Source organism: Acinetobacter gerneri DSM 14967 = CIP 107464 = MTCC 9824, from assembly GCF_000368565.1.
GTDB classification, from domain to species: Bacteria; Pseudomonadota; Gammaproteobacteria; order Pseudomonadales; family Moraxellaceae; genus Acinetobacter; species Acinetobacter gerneri.
On record NZ_KB849544.1, the window covers coordinates 445,891 to 462,658 of the forward strand.

Below are 16,768 nucleotides of genomic sequence, written 5' to 3' on the forward strand. Positions count from 1 at the left end.
AAACTTAAAAGTCATTTATTATTCACACAAAAAAGCTATGCTAAATAAATGATAATGAAATCATCATAAGGAATAACAATGAAAAAAATCATGTTGGTCTTGGCTGGATGCCTAAGTTTAGGGCTGGCATCTTGTAGCAAGATGCCATCAGAGTGTCAAAAAACTTGGGAAAATATTGAAAAAGTGGCTAAAAGTAGTGGCATTCCAGATGAAGCTTTAAAAAATCAGAAAAAAGCTTTTGAAGAACAAATTACGAATATGCCTAAAGACCAAGCCAACTCAAACTGTAAGGCTCAAAACAGTGTCATGGAAAAGCTCAATAACTGATCCATATATCACATCATCTATTGATCAAAAATGATCACTTAAACCATTTTCTTCAAACGATAATCTAAAGTTGCTCGACTAATTCCCAGTATTCGAGCAGCTTCAGAGATATTTTGTCCACTTTTTTGCATGGCTGTGCGAATAATTTGCTGCTCATATTTTTCAAGTGAAAATTGCTCGGTAAACAAGGCATCAACATGATCATAATCACTTGAACTTGCCTGTTCTTGTTCATCTAATTGTGGAAATAAACTACTCAGTTTAATTTCTTGCTGATGATCCGTTAATAAAGTTGCCCTTTCAAGTAAATTTTCAAGCTCACGAATATTGCCCGGCCACTCATATTTCATCACAAAATTCTTCGCTTTATCACTTAATCCTTTGAGTGTTTTGTCATACAAATTTTCAAAACGACTCAGAAAATGATTAATCAACAAAGGAATATCTTCACGGCGCTCACGTAAAGGTGGAATCATCACAGGAAAAATATTCAAGCGATAATATAAATCTGCACGAAACCTTCCATCTTTTACCGCTTGCTGTAAATCCTCATTTGTAGCTGCAACAATACGGACATCAACTTTACGGGTCTTGGTATCCCCAACACGCTCAAACTCACCTTCTTGTAACATACGAAGTAAAGCTGCTTGCGCTCGTGGTGAAAGTTCAATGACTTCATCTAAAAAAATGGTGCCTTGATCCGCCCGTTCAAATTTGCCAATACGGGTCTGCGTCGCCCCTGTAAATGCCCCTTTTTCAACGCCAAAAAGTTCCGATTCAATCAAATCTGGTGGAATACATGCACAGTTTACCGCAACAAATGGCGAAGTATTTCGTTGACTATTTTCATGAATACCACGTGCAAATGCTTCCTTACCGACACCTGTCTCACCTTGTAACAAGACAGCAACTTTACTCCCTGCAGCTTTAATCAACAAATCACATACTTTTCGATATGCCGCAGATTCACCAATTGCATTAAATAATGCGTAATCATTCTCAGCATCCGTATAGATATTTTTCTTTAATTCATTGAGTTCAGCCTGTAAGGCAATAATTTCATCGGATACAGGATCTGGTGACATAAAGCGGATTAATTCATCTGAATTTTCCCACTCTTGTAATGGCTTTCCGATAATTCGACAACACTCATCACCTTTTGCAACACATTGTATTTCTTGATAAATAATCGTTTGTCCCATCACAAAACTACTGTAGCCACAGGCATAACCCAAAAGCATCCAACAAGCAGGTTCTTCTGATGGACCAAACTCACTTAAATGCACTTCGGCTTCAAATGAATTTAGCCAATTAAAATCCGCATAAAATTGTTTTAAATCATGACTTAGTTGCAGTTCATTGACATCGACTTGTACCATACCACGAATGCCGTGCATCTGTGGACCTGCCATAAATGCTTCTGCTTCATTTAAATTTGGGCGCAAAATCGAAGTGACTTCGGCATCACGCATCCCTGCCTGATAACCGCAGCGAATAAAAAAATGCTTAGTTCTTTCTAGTCCCAGCATTTGATGCAAATCTTTTCGCAAATATCCCATCATGCTGGTATGCATTAACAGCATGCGATTTTCATCAAACCATATTTGTCCGTGTTTACTATCAAATACAATTTTATCTAACAAATCCTGAATATCTGTGTGTTGTTCCAAGATTTGCTTATACAGTTTTACATTATTGGCTTGAGGCATGATATCCATCCTTGGCTATATGTCTTTGGCTATTGAGCTTTGATATTACCTAATTCCGAGCAAAAAGCTTTACTACCTTATTCTCATAAAAATATACCTTAAAGGCATAATTTTTATAATCTGATTAATTTCATATATTTAAATATTTTTAAACAATTAAACATCCATTTTATTAAATTTTAAATTTGTAATTTCAGTAGAGTTTTTTGATTTTCACTTTTTCATTAAATCAAAATAGCATATTTCATCAAATGATGAATTTTAAAATAACAATATTTGAGTAAATTTTTATAACCTTTTGTATTTTATCAATATATAAAAGTTGGCACGACTTTTGGAATATATAAAACAAATAAAATGATTGAGCATGATGCTCACTAAGTATTTAGGTACTGATAAAAGGAATGTCAAATGGTCAATACCGAAGAAACGCCACAACTCGTCAAATATATACGTGTGACCAATGATCGTGCTGCCAAATTCGTAGAGTTTGATTTTGCCATACATGATCCTAGCCTCTATGTTGAATTGGTTTTACCTCAAGCCGCATTTCAACATTTTTGCGAAATCAATCATGTCGTCGAAATGACCGAAGAACAACAAGCTGCAAATGATGCCCAAGAAAATAAATGGCGCTACGGCGAAGAACCTACTTTAGTTTCAAATTCACGTAAAAATTTAGATCAAGACGATCAGATTTAAGTCTATAAGGAGATCCACATGACTTTAGAAATTAAAACGTCAAATCTGCAACCGATTCGACAAACTTATGCTTATATCGAGCGTCGCTTTGGTAATAAACCAGCAACACGTTATCAAGAAGTCAGTTTTGATGTTCAGGGAGCGACTAACTTTCATTATCGTCCATTATGGAAACCTGAAAAGTCTTTAAATGATCAAACGCATACTGCACTAGTCATGCAAGATTGGTATGTCTTTAAAGATCCTCGTCAATTTTATTATGGTGCATATGTTCAGCATCGTGCACGTTTACAAGATACTGCGGAAAGTAATTTTTCCTTCTTTGAAAAGCGTAATTTAGTTGAAAATTTAAGTGAAGAAGTTACGCAAAAAATCATCACTTGCTTGTTGCCATTTCGTTATGTTGAGCAAACAGCCAATCTGCATATGATGTCAGGTAGTGCGTATGGTTATGGCACTGTCATTACACAAGCATGTATTTTCGCTGCGATGGATCGCCTTGGTATGGCGCAATATATTTCACGTATTGGCTTGATGATTGATGGCAATACGGGTGAATCATTAGAACAAGCAAAAAATGTCTGGATGAACGATGCCGCTTGGCAACCACTCCGTAAACTCTGTGAATTGAGCCTCACTGAACAAGATTGGTTCAAGCTCTATGTCTTACAAAATTTACTTATCGACAGCATGCTGCAAGACCTTGTTTATGGACAACTCGATATATGGTTAGTCGATCATCAAGCTCGTGATATCGCAATGCTTACTGAGTTTATGAAAGATTGTATTACTGACCTTCGTAAATGGTCGGATACAGTTTTAAAAACAGCGATCAGCGAATCACCTGAAAATAAAAACTTAATCCACGCTTGGATCAATGAGCTTAGCCCACAAGTCGAAGCCGCATTTTCTAGTTGGGCATCACTTGCATTTGGCGACTCAAACATTGAAAACGCAAGTCAACTCGTTTTAGAGCGCAGTAAAAAAGCCGGTTTAGATTTAGCATAAGGAATTGCATCATGACATCAAAAGTATATTTAGCGCTTCAAGACAATGATACTTCACGCTACATCATTGAAGCGATTGAACAAGATAATCCAGAAGCCACAATCCAATATTTACCAGCCATGATTCGAGTTGAAAGTCAGGGTGAATTGATCATTCGAGCTGAGACGGTTTCTGAAAAACTGGGACAAGATTGGGATATCCAAGAATTACAACTCAATATGATTACGCTTGGTGGAAATGTCGATGAAGATGATGACACTTTCACGCTTAAATGGAATTAAAAATTATTAAAATTTAAAGGAATATACTCATGAATAGTCAAGCTAAAACACCAAATAAAAAACTCAATGCCAAAGATCGTTATCGTATGCTCACTCGTGATTTGGATTGGGACTTTTCTTATGCTGATCGTAAAGATGCCTTTCCTTATGAAGAGTTTGAAGGAATTAAAATCACCGATTGGTCAAAATGGGAAGATCCATTTCGCCTAACCATGGATTCATATTGGAAATACCAAGCTGAAAAAGAGAAAAAACTGTATGCCATTTTTGATGCTTTTTCTCAAAATAATGGGCAAATGAATGTCAGTAATGAACGTTATCTCAATGCGATCAAATTATTTTTAACTGCCGTAACACCACTTGAATATCAAGCCTACCAAGGCTATGCGCATGTTGGTCGCCAATTTAGTGGTATTGGTGCGCGCATTGCTTCACAAATGCAGTCTATTGATGAGCTTCGTCACGTACAAACTCAGATTCATGCGATGAGTCATTACAACAAGTTCTTTGATGGCTTCCAAGATTGGGCACATATGCACGATCGTGTTTGGTATCTCTCTGTTCCTAAGTCATTCTTTGAAGATGCTCGCTCGGCAGGTCCGTTTGAGTTTTTATTGGCGATTAGTTTTGCCTTTGAATATGTCCTAACTAACTTATTGTTTGTTCCTTTCATGTCGGGAGCTGCTTACAACGGTGACATGGCAACAGTCACATTTGGCTTTAGTGCACAATCCGATGAAGCTCGTCACATGACCCTCGGGTTAGAAATCGTTAAATTCTTACTTGAGCAGCATGAAGATAACGTACCAATCGTCCAAGAATGGATCGATAAATGGTTCTGGCGTGGCACTCGCCTACTCTCAATCGTCGGTATGATGATGGACTACATGCTGCCAAATAAAGTCATGTCATGGAAAGAGGCATGGGAAACTTACTTTGAAGAAGCTGGTGGCGCATTATTTAAAGACCTAAGTCGCTACGGTATCCGTATGCCGAAATACAGCGACGTTATTACCAAAGAAAAAGAACATGTTTCACACCAAGCATGGTGGATTTTCTATAACTTTGGTCATGCTGCAGGTTTCCACACTTGGATCCCAACCGATGAAGAAATGGATTGGTTATCTGAAAAATATCCAGATACTTTTGATAAATACTATCGTCCAAAATGGGAATTGGCACGCAAAATGGAAGCTGAGGGCAAGCGTTTCTACAGTGCAGGCTTACCGCAACTGTGCCAAATCTGTCAAATTCCAATGACCTTTACAGAAATGGATGGCGACCAAACCATGTTTAGTTATCGTCAGTCAGTCTATAAAGGCGAACGCTATCACACTTGCTCGGATGGTTGTCATGATATTTTCGAGCGTGAACCTGAAAAATATATCCAAGCATGGCTCCCAGTACACCAAATCCTACAAGGCAACTGTGGTGGACCAGATTTAGAAAGTATTTTACGTGACTATTACAACTTTAATGTGGGTGCAGATAACCTCGATATCGAAGGTTCTCCTGATCAACAGCGTTGGAAAAAATGGAAAGGCGACGCTGCTTAATGATCAATTGATGTGGATCTGATCTCAATCACAAACATTTCGGTTGAGATCGATCCTGCAAATGATCGATCTAGTGATCATCACCCAAGCGTAAAGCTCAAGGACTGAATTTAAAAAAATTATGGAGTTTCCTCATGACAGTAAAAGCAATTGTTGAAAATTATCAATTTGAACCTTTAGATCAACAAAGCCGTTATGGCGAAAATATGTTGCTATTTATTGGTTGGGATCATCACACCCTATTTTGTTCTGCACATGCCTTTGTCGTTTCACCACAACAAACTTTGCAAGAGCTGATCGATGGGCAAATACAAGCGGGTTTCTCACAACATCCTGATTTTGAAAACATTGATTGGTCAAAAGTACAGTTTAATCTTAACAATCACCCCTTAGAACAAGTCGATTTTTCCAAGACATTAACAGAACTTGGTTTTGATCATAAATCTCTCTTACGTTTTATTACGCCTGATCTCAAAGGCTATAAAGGCGCATTTGTTTAAGGAGAAAATACATGACTTATCAAGTAACAATTGAACCGATTGGAACCACGATAGACGTAGAGGAAGATCAAACGATTTTAGATGCAGCACTGCGCCAAGGTGTATGGCTACCCTTCGCTTGCGGTCACGGGACTTGTGGCACATGCAAAGTCCAAGTCACTGATGGCTTTTATGATGTAGGTGATGCATCACCCTTCGCATTAATGGATTTGGAACGTGAAGAAAACAAGGTCTTAGCATGTTGCTGTAAGCCAGAATCGGATATGGTCATTGAAGCAGACGTCGATGAAGACGAGGATTTTCTCGGTTATTTAGTACAAGATTATCAAGCTAAAGTGATTGAAATAACAGATCTTTCACCGACGATTAAAGGCGTTCGTTTTGAAATAGACCGTCCAATGGAATTCCAAGCAGGTCAATATATCAATCTGCAATTGCCAGAGATCGAAGGCACACGTGCCTTTTCTATTGCAAATGCACCAAGTGAAGCCAATATTGTCGAATTACATATCCGTAAAGTAGAAGGAGGAGCTGCCACAAGTTATGTACATAATGAACTGCAAGTCGGTGATGAACTTGAACTTTCTGGACCTTATGGACAATTTTTTGTGCGCAAATCTGATGCCCAAGATGTCATTTTTATCGCAGGTGGTTCAGGACTTTCAAGCCCACAATCAATGATTATTGATATGCTAGAGCAAGGTGATACACGCACCATTTACCTATTCCAAGGTGCTCGTGATGTGTCCGAGTTGTATAACCGTGATAAATTTGAACAATTGGTCAAAGACTATCCAAACTTTAGATATATACCCGCATTGAATGCGCCAAAAGCAGAAGACCAATGGCAAGGATTTACTGGATTTGTCCATGAAGCTGTAGCTGATTATTTTGAAAATAAATGCTCAGGTCATAAAGCTTATCTCTGTGGACCACCACCGATGATTGATGCTGCAATTTCAACACTCATGCAAAGCCGTTTGTTTGAACGTGATATCCATACTGAACGCTTCTTGAGTGCGGCTGATGGTGCAAATAGTAATGCACGTTCAGCATTGTTTAAGCATATTTAAAACTGGAAATAACGATCGAAAATTAGTGATATTGAAACGATCTTTTGATTTGAATGATTAAATATTCCAGATTTAACAACTCTGTTTTTGAATGATCTGTTTCATGTCCGTTCCAGATCATTCAAAATTGATCAAAAAATAATTCACTTTTCAATATAAAAGTGCATATAATCAAAAGACCATTAATCAAAGGATGATAATGATGAACCGTCAAGAAATAGATCAATTAGTTAAAGAAATGAACGTGGATACAGCCACAAAAACAGTTAATCCACGTGTTCAACAAGTTGTAGTTCGTTTATTGGGAGATCTTTTTCAAGCCATCGAAGATTTGGACTTAAGCCAATCTGAGGTTTGGAAAGGCTTAGAATATTTGGCTGATGCGGGTAAATCAAATGAATTGGGGCTACTCGCAGCAGGCTTAGGTTTGGAACATTATCTAGATCTACGTGCTGATGAAGCCGATGCCAAAGCAGGTGTTGCAGGTGGTACACCACGTACCATTGAAGGTCCACTTTATGTCGCTGGTGCACCCGAATCTGTTGGCTTTGCGCGTATGGATGATGGTAGCGAATCTGAGCAGGTTGATACCTTATTTATCGAAGGTGTAGTGACTGATACAGATGGCAAAATCATTCCAAATGCAAAAGTCGAAGTATGGCATGCCAATGGTTTAGGCAACTATTCTTTCTTTGACAAATCTCAGTCAGATTTTAATTTACGTCGTACTATTTTCACTGACAATGACGGCCGTTATGTTGCACAAACGACAATGCCCGTTGGCTATGGCTGCCCACCCGAAGGCACAACCCAAGCTTTGTTAAATCTACTTGGTCGTCATGGACAGCGCCCTTCACATGTACATTACTTTGTTTCAGCACCTGGCTATCGCAAGTTAACCACCCAGTTCAATATCGATGGTGATCAATATCTTTGGGATGACTTTGCTTTTGCAACACGCGATGGACTGATTGCGACAGCTATTGATGTCAATGATCCTGCCGAAATCTCTCGTCGTGGTGTAGATAAACCATTTAAACAGATCACTTTTGACTTCCAATTGGTGCATGATCAAGCGCAAGCGCCTGCTGCTGAAGTTGATCGTCGACGTGCAAGTGCTTAAAAATTTGAGTTTAATATATCGACCTAAACGCATAACACTTAAATGATGAGTTAATACAATGTAAATAGTCTAATCTGCTTAGGCTATTTACATTGCTTTGAATTAATCACTGCAATCATTGGACCTAAACCAAAGCGCTGATCCATCCGCTTTGCTTGAGGTATAAAAGCACTTGAAATCGAACCATCCAAATATAAAGCCTGCTCTATACCTAACGCATTTTTGAAAAAAGCAGCAAATTGATAAAAATTCACTTTGTTATTACTAATCACAAAATAAAGCTGATTATCTTTAATCCCGACACCATTTCTGATTTTTAAAGAATTCGACTGTGCTTCAAATTGTGGATTAATTTTCCCATCAATCACTAACATCGGTCCTGATTGTGTTGCATATTTGGCTTTAAAACTCGTCTGAGCAAATTTCTGAGTAGATATAATTTTGGCAGTGTTATCGTTCCACGCCAGCACACCATTTGGCTGCATAAAAAAATTGCCAAAACCTGTATCTGTATTGAGTTTTTTTATCGTCTGAGAATGTTCAATATAAAGGCCTACAGGTGAATAATCGGCGTGATACATCCCTGCATTCATCGCAAAAAGCATATTTTGGCATTTTTTTAAGTTTTGTTTGATCTTGCTAAAGTTCTGATAAGGCTGATGATTTGCATCATTTAAAAATAACTTTAGATCTTTTAAATTGCTGACTTTAACCACATCTGCATCAACATTCTGTGGGGTTTTATAATGAAAATATTCCGTATTTGCATGGGCAAGCTGTATGAGTTGCTGACTGATCAGCATTGAAAATAACAATTTTTTAAACATTTTCATTTTGAAATTTTCCTAAGCAACTTTGCCAAGTTTATCCTTACTCATATATGCGTCTGTCTGATCTGCTACTGATCAGTTTTTTTCAGAAAAAATGCATGTTATCGTATTTGATACACAGCCTATGTCATTTTTAGGTATAATCCGATGACATTTCAATAAAAATACACCTGTACACTTTATTGGAAAATATGGAATATGCAAAGAAGCTTTAAAAAATATCCTATTGGTGCGCATCTGATTGTGACTCATTTCGGCTATAGCCATCACGGCATATACGCTGGGCGAGGTCGTGTTATCCATTATTCAGGTTTTGCTCACTTCTTTAAGAAACAACCGATCGAGATGACCACGCTCGAAAAGTTTGCGCATGGCAAAAACATTATCATTCGCCACTATGAACAGCCTAAATTTAAAGGCCGTGAAATCGTGCGACGTATGCGTCTAAGAATGCACGAAAATCACTATCATTTGATTATTAATAATTGTGAACATTTATGCTCATGGGCAATTACAGGTGTTGAAAGTAGCCCTCAAGTGATCAAAATGATGAATCGTTTGACCACGATTGGCTATATCAGTTCCGTCATGAGCTATATGAATGGCTTAATGCTCACGATCGCAACGACTTGTTTTGCTTTGGTTTTCTATATCAAACTCAAGCTACGTGCTCAAGCAAAATTACGTATGCCAACCTATATTTTCCTAAAAAATCAGGATCATAAAAAGCAACCCTGATTTCAAGCATTAATCTAAATCGATTAGAAGTTTATTTTCATCATGATAAATCGATATTTTTTTTTGCAATTTTCTATATAAAACAATTTTCTATATAAAAAAATACTATTTAAACGGAGGAAACTTGTCATTGACCAAGTTGAGTTCCAAGCCATGTTCGAGGTAAGCTTTGAGATTGTCCAAAACTGTAGTAAATCCGCCTGTGCTATCAATAATATAAGCAATCAACTCAGAACCTTGAAATGGTAGATCAAAATTGCGAATCTTGACATAAGTTTGTGCTGGTGCAATTTCTTCAAAGATAAAATCAACAGCCGTACGTGGTGAGCCCCACAAAATTTTGATCAACTTATTTTGTTCAACCGCCAAAACCACGACTTCAGCTTGATGCTGATATTTTTCCCAAGTCCACTGAACTGTCTTGCCCTGCTCTAACTTGCCTGTAGAATGGCTAAACCAAAATTTACTGCTTAACTTCGGATCAATAAATGCATTGAATACCTCTTGCACAGGTTTACGTATTAACATTTGTGTTTCGATGACTGGCATTTTATTTTAATTCCTTGTTATCCAAATGATTTACATTTCATCATATTGATACCACAACTATCAAAAAATTGGGTATCAATGCAGTAATTTTCAGGGTCAATTGAAAATTAATTTGCTACAAACTGTGACTTCTGTAAAGCCTTAAATCGCTCAGTAAATTGTCCATTCCAGTAGGGATAATATGGATAAATAGGATAAACCGCACTAACTTGATCAAGCTGTTGAATGTGTTCATCAGACAATAGAAGGTCTTTAGCTTTCAGGTTATCATTGAGCTGTTGTTCATTTCTCGCCCCAATCAGAACAGTTGATACTGTTGCTCTTTGCAGCAGCCATTGCAAAGCAATTTGCGGAATACTCGCGCCTATTTCAGATGAAATGGCCTTTAAAACATCTAAGATTGTATATAAATATTCCTCTTGTACTGGCGGAGCAAACTGTGCCGTTTCATGTAATCGACTAGCAGTTGGTATCGGGTTTTTACGATCAAATTTACCCGTTAACCGCCCCCAAGCCAATGGACTCCAAACGACTGCACCTATACCCTGATCCTGATTTAAAGGCATGAGTTCCCACTCATAATCACGTCCAGCCAATGAATAATACACTTGATTTGCAAAAAATTTTTCATAGCCATAACGCTCTGCTATCGCTTGGGCCTTCATCAATTGCCAACCTGAAAAATTGGAAACCCCAATATAGCGAACCTTGCCACTTCTAACTAATTCATCCAGTGTTTTCATCAGCTGTTCAAGTGCTGTAAAACTATCAAAATGATGTAATTGTAAAACATCGATATAATCTGTATTTAATCTTTTCAAAGAAGCTTCTACTGCATTAATCAAATAATTTCGGCTAAAACCAACGTGATTTATGTGCTCTGATGTACGAATACTAACTTTCGTAGAAATAATATTATTGGATCTTTGTGCTGCCAATGCTTTACCAAGCATACGTTCAGATTCACCCTCTGAATAGACATCCGCAGTGTCAAAAAAATTGACACCTGCATCTAGACAAAGCTTGATCATATTATTCGCTTCGGCTTGACTAGCCTGCCCCCAAGCAGAAAAGATTTGTCCTTTTCCACCCAAAGTTCCTGCACCAAATCCAAGTTCTGAAACTTTTAATCCAGAATGACCTAAAAAATTGTATTTCATCTCGCACCTATTCGTTTAAAGATTCAATACACAATAGACTTGCTTTATTATTTAAAAAACTAGGACAATCAAGAAAGACTTTTCTGTTTTTATTGATAATTAGAAATACACTATGAATACCGAAGATTTTCAATTTTTTATTCGTGTTGCTGATCTGGGTTCTATTACTCAAGCTGCAAAACATGACAATATTTCCGTTTCAGTCGCCAGCCAGCGAATCCAGCGTCTAGAACAACAGCTTAATATACGCTTATTTCACCGTACAACGCGTAAGCTCAAGCTAACAGACGAAGGTAAAATTTTGCTCGCCCAAGGAAGGACATGGATCAAACAATTTTTAACACTGCATGAATCCTTAATCGTGCAGGATCAAAAACTTACTGGAACACTCAAACTAACAGCATCAGCAACTTTTGGTATGCAGGTTTTAACTGCTGTCATTGCTGATTTTTCATTGTTATATCCAGAACTTAAGATTCATTTAGATCTTAATGATCAAAATCAAGACCTAATTACAAATAGCATAGATCTCGCAATCCGAATCGGAAAACTACAAGATTCTTCACTCGTAGCAAAACGCTTGACTCAAAATAGCCGTTTACTCTGTGCTTCACCTGCATACTTAGAACGATTTGGTATTCCTAAGTGCATACAAGAGCTACAAAAGCATCGTTGTATTTTACAACAACACGCACACGGTTTAACTGATACATGGGATTTTGCTCAAGCCGATGGCTCGACTCTTTCAGTTGCAATCGAAGGTTATTTTATTTCCAATTCTGGTGAGGCAATCCGCCAAGCATCCTTAAAAGGTTTGGGTATATCTAATCACTCAATTTGGCATGTAGAACAGGATTTAAAAACTGGAAAATTAATACAGGTCTTAGAAGATTTTCCGATACAAAGTACTGCAATTTATGCAGTCATTGCGGATCGAAACTATGTTCCTGCGAAAGTTAGGATGTTTTTAGAATATTTAGAAAATTATTTTAAAAATCAATATGCATGGTATAGATAGCCCGCTTTAAATTTTTATCATAAAAAACCCTCCAATCGGAGGGTTTTTCTTATCAAAGTTTTAAAAACTTTTGATTTTATTTACCGGGTTTAAAGCTATCACGCAAATCGAGAATACGGTTAAACACAGGTTTTTCAGCGCTATGATCATATTGATCAGCAACAAAATAACCTTCACGTTCAAATTGGAAACGATCTTCTGGTTTTGCTTCTGCCAATGCAGGTTCAATCACAGCCTGAACAGTTTTCAATGACTCTGGGTTTAAGCATTTCAAGAAATCATCATCAGCATCAGGTGCTGCTTCAGTAAATAAGCGATCATAAATACGAACTTCTGCAGGAATACCTTTGCTCGCAGAAACCCAATGAATAACGCCTTTCACCTTACGACCTTCAGGATTTTTACCCAATGTTTCTGGATCAATTGAACATTTAAGCTCGATCACTTCACCATTGGCGTCTTTGATAACTTCATCGCATTTGATTACATAAGCATGACGTAAACGTACTTCACCCTCAGGAATCAAACGTTTAAAGCCTTTTGGTGGTACTTCTTCAAAGTCTTTACGATCAATATAGATTTCTTGAGTTAAAGGAATAATACGATCGCCCATATCCACGTTTGGATGACGAGCATGTGCCAAATCCATTGCTTCTGGAAGATTGGTCAAAGTCACTTTAAGTGGATTGAGTACAGCCATACCACGTGCTGCTGTATTTTCCAAAGATTGGCGAATACAGAACTCAAGCATTGCAACATCTACAATACCATCCGTTTTTGACACGCCTACACGCTTACAGAAATCACGCAAGCCTTCTGGCGTAAAGCCACGACGACGCATTCCCACTACTGTAGGCATACGTGGATCATCCCAACCTTGTACAAAATTACCTTCAACGAGTTTACGTAATTTACGTTTAGAGGTAATGGTGTAATCGATATTTAAACGGCTTGATTCATATTGATGCGGTACATTTTGAGAATGTACTTTTTCAACCACCCAATCATAAAATGGACGGTGATCCTGAAATTCAAGTGTACAAAGTGAATGCGTAATGCCTTCAATCGCATCTGATAATGGATGTGCATAATCATACATCGGGTACATTTTCCATTTATCACCTGTTTGGTGATGTTCAGAATGAAGTACACGATACAAAATTGGATCACGCATATGCACATTTGGTGATGCCATATCAATTTTTGCACGAAGCACAGCTTGACCTTCGCCAAAGCCGCCATTATTCATTTTTTCAAAGTTTGCCAAGTTTTCTGCAACAGAAGCTTCACGTTGTGGTGAATTTTTACCTGGTTCTTTAAAATTACCACGATTCAGTTTGATTTCTTCTGGGCTTTGCAAATCGACATATGCATCACCTTGCTCAATCAATTGAACTGCCCAAGCATGTAATTGATCAAAATAACTTGATGCATAACGAGGTTCACCATTCCAGTTAAAACCTAACCATTTCACATCATTGGCAATACCATCAACATATTCTTGTTCTTCGGCATCTGGGTTCGTATCATCAAAACGCAGATTACATAAACCGTCATATTCTTCAGCTATACCGAAGTTTAAGCAGATCGCTTTAACATGACCAATATGCAAATAACCATTTGGTTCTGGTGGGAAACGAGTCACCACAGTCTTTGTACGCCCAGCTTGTAAATCATCAGTGATGACTTGACGCACAAAATCTAAGCCGGGCTGTTGTTCTTGCTGCGCGGCATCGACAGGTTGAGTCTGAGTTGTCGGGGTATTTGGCAGGGATGAAACAACATCATTCGGCTTCATAATGTATAAATCACTTTTATATAAAAAAAATAGGATTGCGATTAAAAAACGCCCAATATCGAGCTTTTTACAACCGTCTAAACGTTAATCTGATTATTTTAACAAAGAAATTAACGTTTTTGCTTGCTATGTAGTTTACAGTTTGCTTATGCTTCTCTCAACCAAAAAACCATGGCTTTTTGTCCATGACTAGGAGTTTATGTATGAGTTTTCCTCAAGTCGAATTAAATACCAATAAAGGTCGCATTGTTCTAGAACTTAATTCTGAAAAAGCGCCTATTACTGTCGCTAATTTCTTAGAATATGTCCGTGATGGTTTTTATGATGGCGTAATTTTCCACCGTGTTATTGATGGTTTCATGATCCAAGGCGGTGGCATGGACGAAAACTTCAAAGAAAAAGCGACTCGTGATTCTATTGAAAACGAAGCTGACAACGGCTTAAGCAATGACATCGGTACTGTTGCGATGGCTCGTACTCAAGCACCTCATTCTGCTTCAGCACAGTTCTTCATCAACGTAAGCAACAACTCTTTCCTTAACCATTCTGGTAAAACAGCGCAAGGTTGGGGTTATGCAGTATTTGGTAAAGTTGTTGAAGGTTTAGACATCGTGAATGAAATCAAAGGCGTTCGTACTGGTAACCGTGGTTATCATGCTGATGTTCCTTTAGAAAATGTTGTGATTGAATCAGCTAAAATTATTTCTGAATAAAAAACCTACTCCCAGGCTTTCCTCAGTTTTAAAGCACTGCTTTAAAACGACATGATGAAAGATAAATTCCCTCATTAATGAGGGAATTTAGGGAACGCAAGGAACACCCCGTGACCTATCTTTTTATCGCTGACTTACACCTTTCGCAAGAACACCCCCGCCTAATTCAAAGTTTTCTTGAGTTATTAAAAGCTTATCAGCATAAAAATACCCAACTTTATATCTTGGGAGATTGGTTCAACGCATGGATTGGTGATGATTATCATGCTGAATGGTTAGATCAAATCGTCATTGCTCTGCAACAATTTAATCAAAATGGCAATCAAGTCTATTTTCAAGTCGGTAATCGTGATTTCGCCTTAAATAAAGGTTTCCTGAATCAATTTAATGGCAAACTGCTTCCTGATACTTATCAGCTTGATATTGCAAATACTCATTTTCGTTTAGAGCATGGTGATGCACTGTGTACCGATGATATTTCTTATCAACGATTTAAAAAAGTTATACGTAATCCACTCCTCCTCTCTATTTTAAGAAAAACTCCGCTAAGTTTTCGTAGCAAACTTGCCAACGGTTTTCGTAAGAAAAGCAAAGAAAAAACCCAAGCAAAGCCTTATAGCATCATGGATGTCAATCAACATGCTGTAGAAACAGTGATGGAAAATGTCGACATTCTCGTCCACGGGCATACACATCGACCACACATTCATGATGTAAATGGAAAACCACGTATCGTACTCGGTGACTGGCGAGAAAAAACGTCTGAAGCTATGATTTTAGAAGTGAATGAAGAGGGGCAATGGCAATTCAAAAAATGGCAAATTGCTTAATTTTCTCAATTTAGACTATTAATTGCACAATATTTTATAATTAATGACAATTATCTGCGCTTAAAATTTATATTATGAGAATATAATAAAACATACATCAAACAGAATATTGGGTTTAAATATGGATTTATTAAACGTATCGAAAACACGTTACACCACCAAAGCTTATGATGCTTCAAAAAAAATTCCGCAAGAACAATTTGAACGTTTATTACAAATCCTGCGTTTAACTCCCTCTTCTATCAATATTCAACCATGGCATTTTTTCATTATTGAATCAGATCAAGCGAAACAGCGTGTTGCCAAAGCTTTGGTCGGTAAATATGCTTATAATGCGCCAAAAGTACTTGATTCTTCACATACTATTTTATTTTGTACCAAAGCTGATATCGATGAACAACATTTAGCTAACTTACTAAATCGCGATGATCTCAGTGGTCGCTTTAAAGATGATACAGCGAAACAAGGTCAAAAAGACAGCCGTACAGGTTATGTGCATTATTATCGTACTGAAAAAGGTGATATTTCACGTTGGGCTGAAAATCAAACCTTTATCGCATTGGGTCAAATGTTGTTAGCTGCTGGTATTGAAGGTATTGATGCGACTCCGATTGGTGGTTTTGACGAAGAAATTATTTCACAAGAATTTGACCTGCAACAACAAGGACTTATTCCGTCTGTCATCATGACTTTGGGTTATCGCAGTGAGAAAGATTTCAATGCAAAATTGCCTAAATCACGCTTAAATCCTGAAGAGATTTTTACTCGTTTATAAAATCCTGCTTCTGTGAAGTTGTTCCCTCTCCTTTTAAAGGTTAAGGAATATGTTGGGTATGAGGGTAAAGATTTTATT

General features: G+C 37.6%; 18 protein-coding genes. 13 read left to right on the forward strand and 5 right to left on the reverse strand.

The window, feature by feature from the left end; genetic code table 11:
• Window positions 1–78 precede the first annotated feature (78 nt).
• Complete coding sequence (locus F960_RS13365) at window positions 79–327, forward strand: hypothetical protein (RefSeq protein ID WP_004866010.1); 249 nt, start codon at window positions 79–81, stop codon at window positions 325–327.
• 38 nt (window positions 328–365) lie between these two features.
• On the opposite strand, the gene mobR is transcribed toward F960_RS13365, so the two are convergent.
• Complete coding sequence (gene mobR / locus F960_RS13370) at window positions 366–2,036, reverse strand: phenol degradation transcriptional regulator MobR (protein WP_004866011.1); 1,671 nt, start codon at window positions 2,034–2,036, stop codon at window positions 366–368.
• Between the two features lie 411 nt (window positions 2,037–2,447).
• Here mobR and F960_RS13375 point away from each other — a divergent pair, with 411 nt between their 5' ends.
• The 7 genes from F960_RS13375 (at window position 2,448) to catA (ending at window position 8,279) form a co-directional block, all read left to right on the forward strand.
• Window positions 2,448–2,738, forward strand: a complete 291-nt coding sequence (locus F960_RS13375) for a phenol hydroxylase subunit (protein ID WP_004866012.1) — start codon at window positions 2,448–2,450, stop codon at window positions 2,736–2,738.
• An 18-nt stretch (window positions 2,739–2,756) separates the two neighbouring features.
• The gene (locus F960_RS13380) at window positions 2,757–3,746 is read left to right on the forward strand and encodes an aromatic/alkene monooxygenase hydroxylase subunit beta (protein ID WP_004866014.1); all 990 of its coding nucleotides are present in this window, start codon (window positions 2,757–2,759) and stop codon (window positions 3,744–3,746) included.
• An 11-nt stretch (window positions 3,747–3,757) separates the two neighbouring features.
• Window positions 3,758–4,027, forward strand: coding sequence for an MmoB/DmpM family protein (locus tag F960_RS13385; protein WP_004866015.1), 270 nt, complete (start codon window positions 3,758–3,760; stop codon window positions 4,025–4,027).
• A 29-nt stretch (window positions 4,028–4,056) separates the two neighbouring features.
• Complete coding sequence (locus F960_RS13390) at window positions 4,057–5,583, forward strand: aromatic/alkene/methane monooxygenase hydroxylase/oxygenase subunit alpha (protein WP_004866017.1); 1,527 nt, start codon at window positions 4,057–4,059, stop codon at window positions 5,581–5,583.
• A 134-nt stretch (window positions 5,584–5,717) separates the two neighbouring features.
• Window positions 5,718–6,083 (forward strand): phenol hydroxylase subunit P4, encoded by a 366-nt coding sequence (locus F960_RS13395; protein WP_004866019.1) that lies wholly within the window; start codon window positions 5,718–5,720, stop codon window positions 6,081–6,083.
• A gap of 11 nt (window positions 6,084–6,094) precedes the next feature.
• Window positions 6,095–7,156 (forward strand): NADH:ubiquinone reductase (Na(+)-transporting) subunit F, encoded by a 1,062-nt coding sequence (locus F960_RS13400; RefSeq protein WP_004866021.1) that lies wholly within the window; start codon window positions 6,095–6,097, stop codon window positions 7,154–7,156.
• A gap of 202 nt (window positions 7,157–7,358) precedes the next feature.
• Window positions 7,359–8,279: a catechol 1,2-dioxygenase gene (gene catA / locus F960_RS13405; protein ID WP_035374019.1), complete on the forward strand. Its 921-nt coding sequence runs from the start codon at window positions 7,359–7,361 to the stop codon at window positions 8,277–8,279.
• 83 nt (window positions 8,280–8,362) lie between these two features.
• Here catA and F960_RS13410 read toward each other — a convergent pair whose 3' ends face one another.
• A complete protein-coding gene (locus F960_RS13410; protein WP_004866024.1) occupies window positions 8,363–9,112 on the reverse strand; it encodes a phosphodiester glycosidase family protein in 750 nt (249 codons plus the stop codon).
• A 195-nt stretch (window positions 9,113–9,307) separates the two neighbouring features.
• On the opposite strand from F960_RS13410, the gene F960_RS13415 reads away from it, so the two are divergent.
• A complete protein-coding gene (locus F960_RS13415; RefSeq protein WP_004866026.1) occupies window positions 9,308–9,847 on the forward strand; it encodes a lecithin retinol acyltransferase family protein in 540 nt (179 codons plus the stop codon).
• 105 nt (window positions 9,848–9,952) lie between these two features.
• Here F960_RS13415 and F960_RS13420 read toward each other — a convergent pair whose 3' ends face one another.
• Both F960_RS13420 and F960_RS13425 read right to left on the reverse strand, forming a co-directional pair.
• Entirely contained in the window at window positions 9,953–10,396 is a 444-nt protein-coding gene (locus F960_RS13420) for an SRPBCC family protein (protein ID WP_004866028.1), read from the reverse strand.
• 107 nt (window positions 10,397–10,503) lie between these two features.
• Window positions 10,504–11,556 carry an aldo/keto reductase gene (locus tag F960_RS13425; protein WP_004866030.1) on the reverse strand — a complete coding sequence of 351 codons (1,053 nt, stop codon included), beginning with the start codon at window positions 11,554–11,556 and terminating at the stop codon, window positions 10,504–10,506.
• A gap of 112 nt (window positions 11,557–11,668) precedes the next feature.
• Between F960_RS13425 and F960_RS13430 the strand changes: the two genes are divergently transcribed.
• Window positions 11,669–12,574, forward strand: a complete 906-nt coding sequence (locus F960_RS13430; protein ID WP_004866032.1) for a LysR family transcriptional regulator — start codon at window positions 11,669–11,671, stop codon at window positions 12,572–12,574.
• A 76-nt stretch (window positions 12,575–12,650) separates the two neighbouring features.
• On the opposite strand, the gene F960_RS13435 is transcribed toward F960_RS13430, so the two are convergent.
• Window positions 12,651–14,372 carry a glutamine--tRNA ligase/YqeY domain fusion protein gene (locus F960_RS13435; RefSeq protein ID WP_004866033.1) on the reverse strand — a complete coding sequence of 574 codons (1,722 nt, stop codon included), beginning with the start codon at window positions 14,370–14,372 and terminating at the stop codon, window positions 12,651–12,653.
• Between the two features lie 203 nt (window positions 14,373–14,575).
• Between F960_RS13435 and F960_RS13440 the strand changes: the two genes are divergently transcribed.
• The 3 genes from F960_RS13440 to nfsB all read left to right on the forward strand — a co-directional run bounded on the left by F960_RS13440 (window position 14,576) and on the right by nfsB (window position 16,690).
• Window positions 14,576–15,085, forward strand: coding sequence for a peptidylprolyl isomerase (locus F960_RS13440; protein ID WP_004866036.1), 510 nt, complete (start codon window positions 14,576–14,578; stop codon window positions 15,083–15,085).
• A 110-nt stretch (window positions 15,086–15,195) separates the two neighbouring features.
• Window positions 15,196–15,915, forward strand: a complete 720-nt coding sequence (locus tag F960_RS13445; RefSeq protein WP_004866037.1) for a UDP-2,3-diacylglucosamine diphosphatase — start codon at window positions 15,196–15,198, stop codon at window positions 15,913–15,915.
• A gap of 121 nt (window positions 15,916–16,036) precedes the next feature.
• Window positions 16,037–16,690, forward strand: a complete 654-nt coding sequence (gene nfsB / locus F960_RS13450) for an oxygen-insensitive NAD(P)H nitroreductase (protein ID WP_004866039.1) — start codon at window positions 16,037–16,039, stop codon at window positions 16,688–16,690.
• The last annotated feature ends 78 nt before the right edge of the window (window positions 16,691–16,768 follow it).

Coding starts and splice junctions, on each gene's coding strand:
- F960_RS13435 (WP_004866033.1), bottom strand. CDS start 14,372: ATGAAGCCGAATGATGTTGTTTCATCCCTGCCAAATACCCCGACAACT.
- F960_RS13390 (WP_004866017.1), top strand. CDS start 4,057: ATGAATAGTCAAGCTAAAACACCAAATAAAAAACTCAATGCCAAAGAT.
- F960_RS13380 (WP_004866014.1), top strand. CDS start 2,757: ATGACTTTAGAAATTAAAACGTCAAATCTGCAACCGATTCGACAAACT.
- F960_RS13410 (WP_004866024.1), bottom strand. CDS start 9,112: ATGAAAATGTTTAAAAAATTGTTATTTTCAATGCTGATCAGTCAGCAA.
- F960_RS13375 (WP_004866012.1), top strand. CDS start 2,448: ATGGTCAATACCGAAGAAACGCCACAACTCGTCAAATATATACGTGTG.
- F960_RS13385 (WP_004866015.1), top strand. CDS start 3,758: ATGACATCAAAAGTATATTTAGCGCTTCAAGACAATGATACTTCACGC.
- F960_RS13400 (WP_004866021.1), top strand. CDS start 6,095: ATGACTTATCAAGTAACAATTGAACCGATTGGAACCACGATAGACGTA.
- F960_RS13365 (WP_004866010.1), top strand. CDS start 79: ATGAAAAAAATCATGTTGGTCTTGGCTGGATGCCTAAGTTTAGGGCTG.
- F960_RS13415 (WP_004866026.1), top strand. CDS start 9,308: ATGCAAAGAAGCTTTAAAAAATATCCTATTGGTGCGCATCTGATTGTG.
- catA (WP_035374019.1), top strand. CDS start 7,359: ATGAACCGTCAAGAAATAGATCAATTAGTTAAAGAAATGAACGTGGAT.
- F960_RS13395 (WP_004866019.1), top strand. CDS start 5,718: ATGACAGTAAAAGCAATTGTTGAAAATTATCAATTTGAACCTTTAGAT.
- F960_RS13440 (WP_004866036.1), top strand. CDS start 14,576: ATGAGTTTTCCTCAAGTCGAATTAAATACCAATAAAGGTCGCATTGTT.
- F960_RS13430 (WP_004866032.1), top strand. CDS start 11,669: ATGAATACCGAAGATTTTCAATTTTTTATTCGTGTTGCTGATCTGGGT.
- F960_RS13425 (WP_004866030.1), bottom strand. CDS start 11,556: ATGAAATACAATTTTTTAGGTCATTCTGGATTAAAAGTTTCAGAACTT.
- mobR (WP_004866011.1), bottom strand. CDS start 2,036: ATGCCTCAAGCCAATAATGTAAAACTGTATAAGCAAATCTTGGAACAA.
- F960_RS13420 (WP_004866028.1), bottom strand. CDS start 10,396: ATGCCAGTCATCGAAACACAAATGTTAATACGTAAACCTGTGCAAGAG.
- nfsB (WP_004866039.1), top strand. CDS start 16,037: ATGGATTTATTAAACGTATCGAAAACACGTTACACCACCAAAGCTTAT.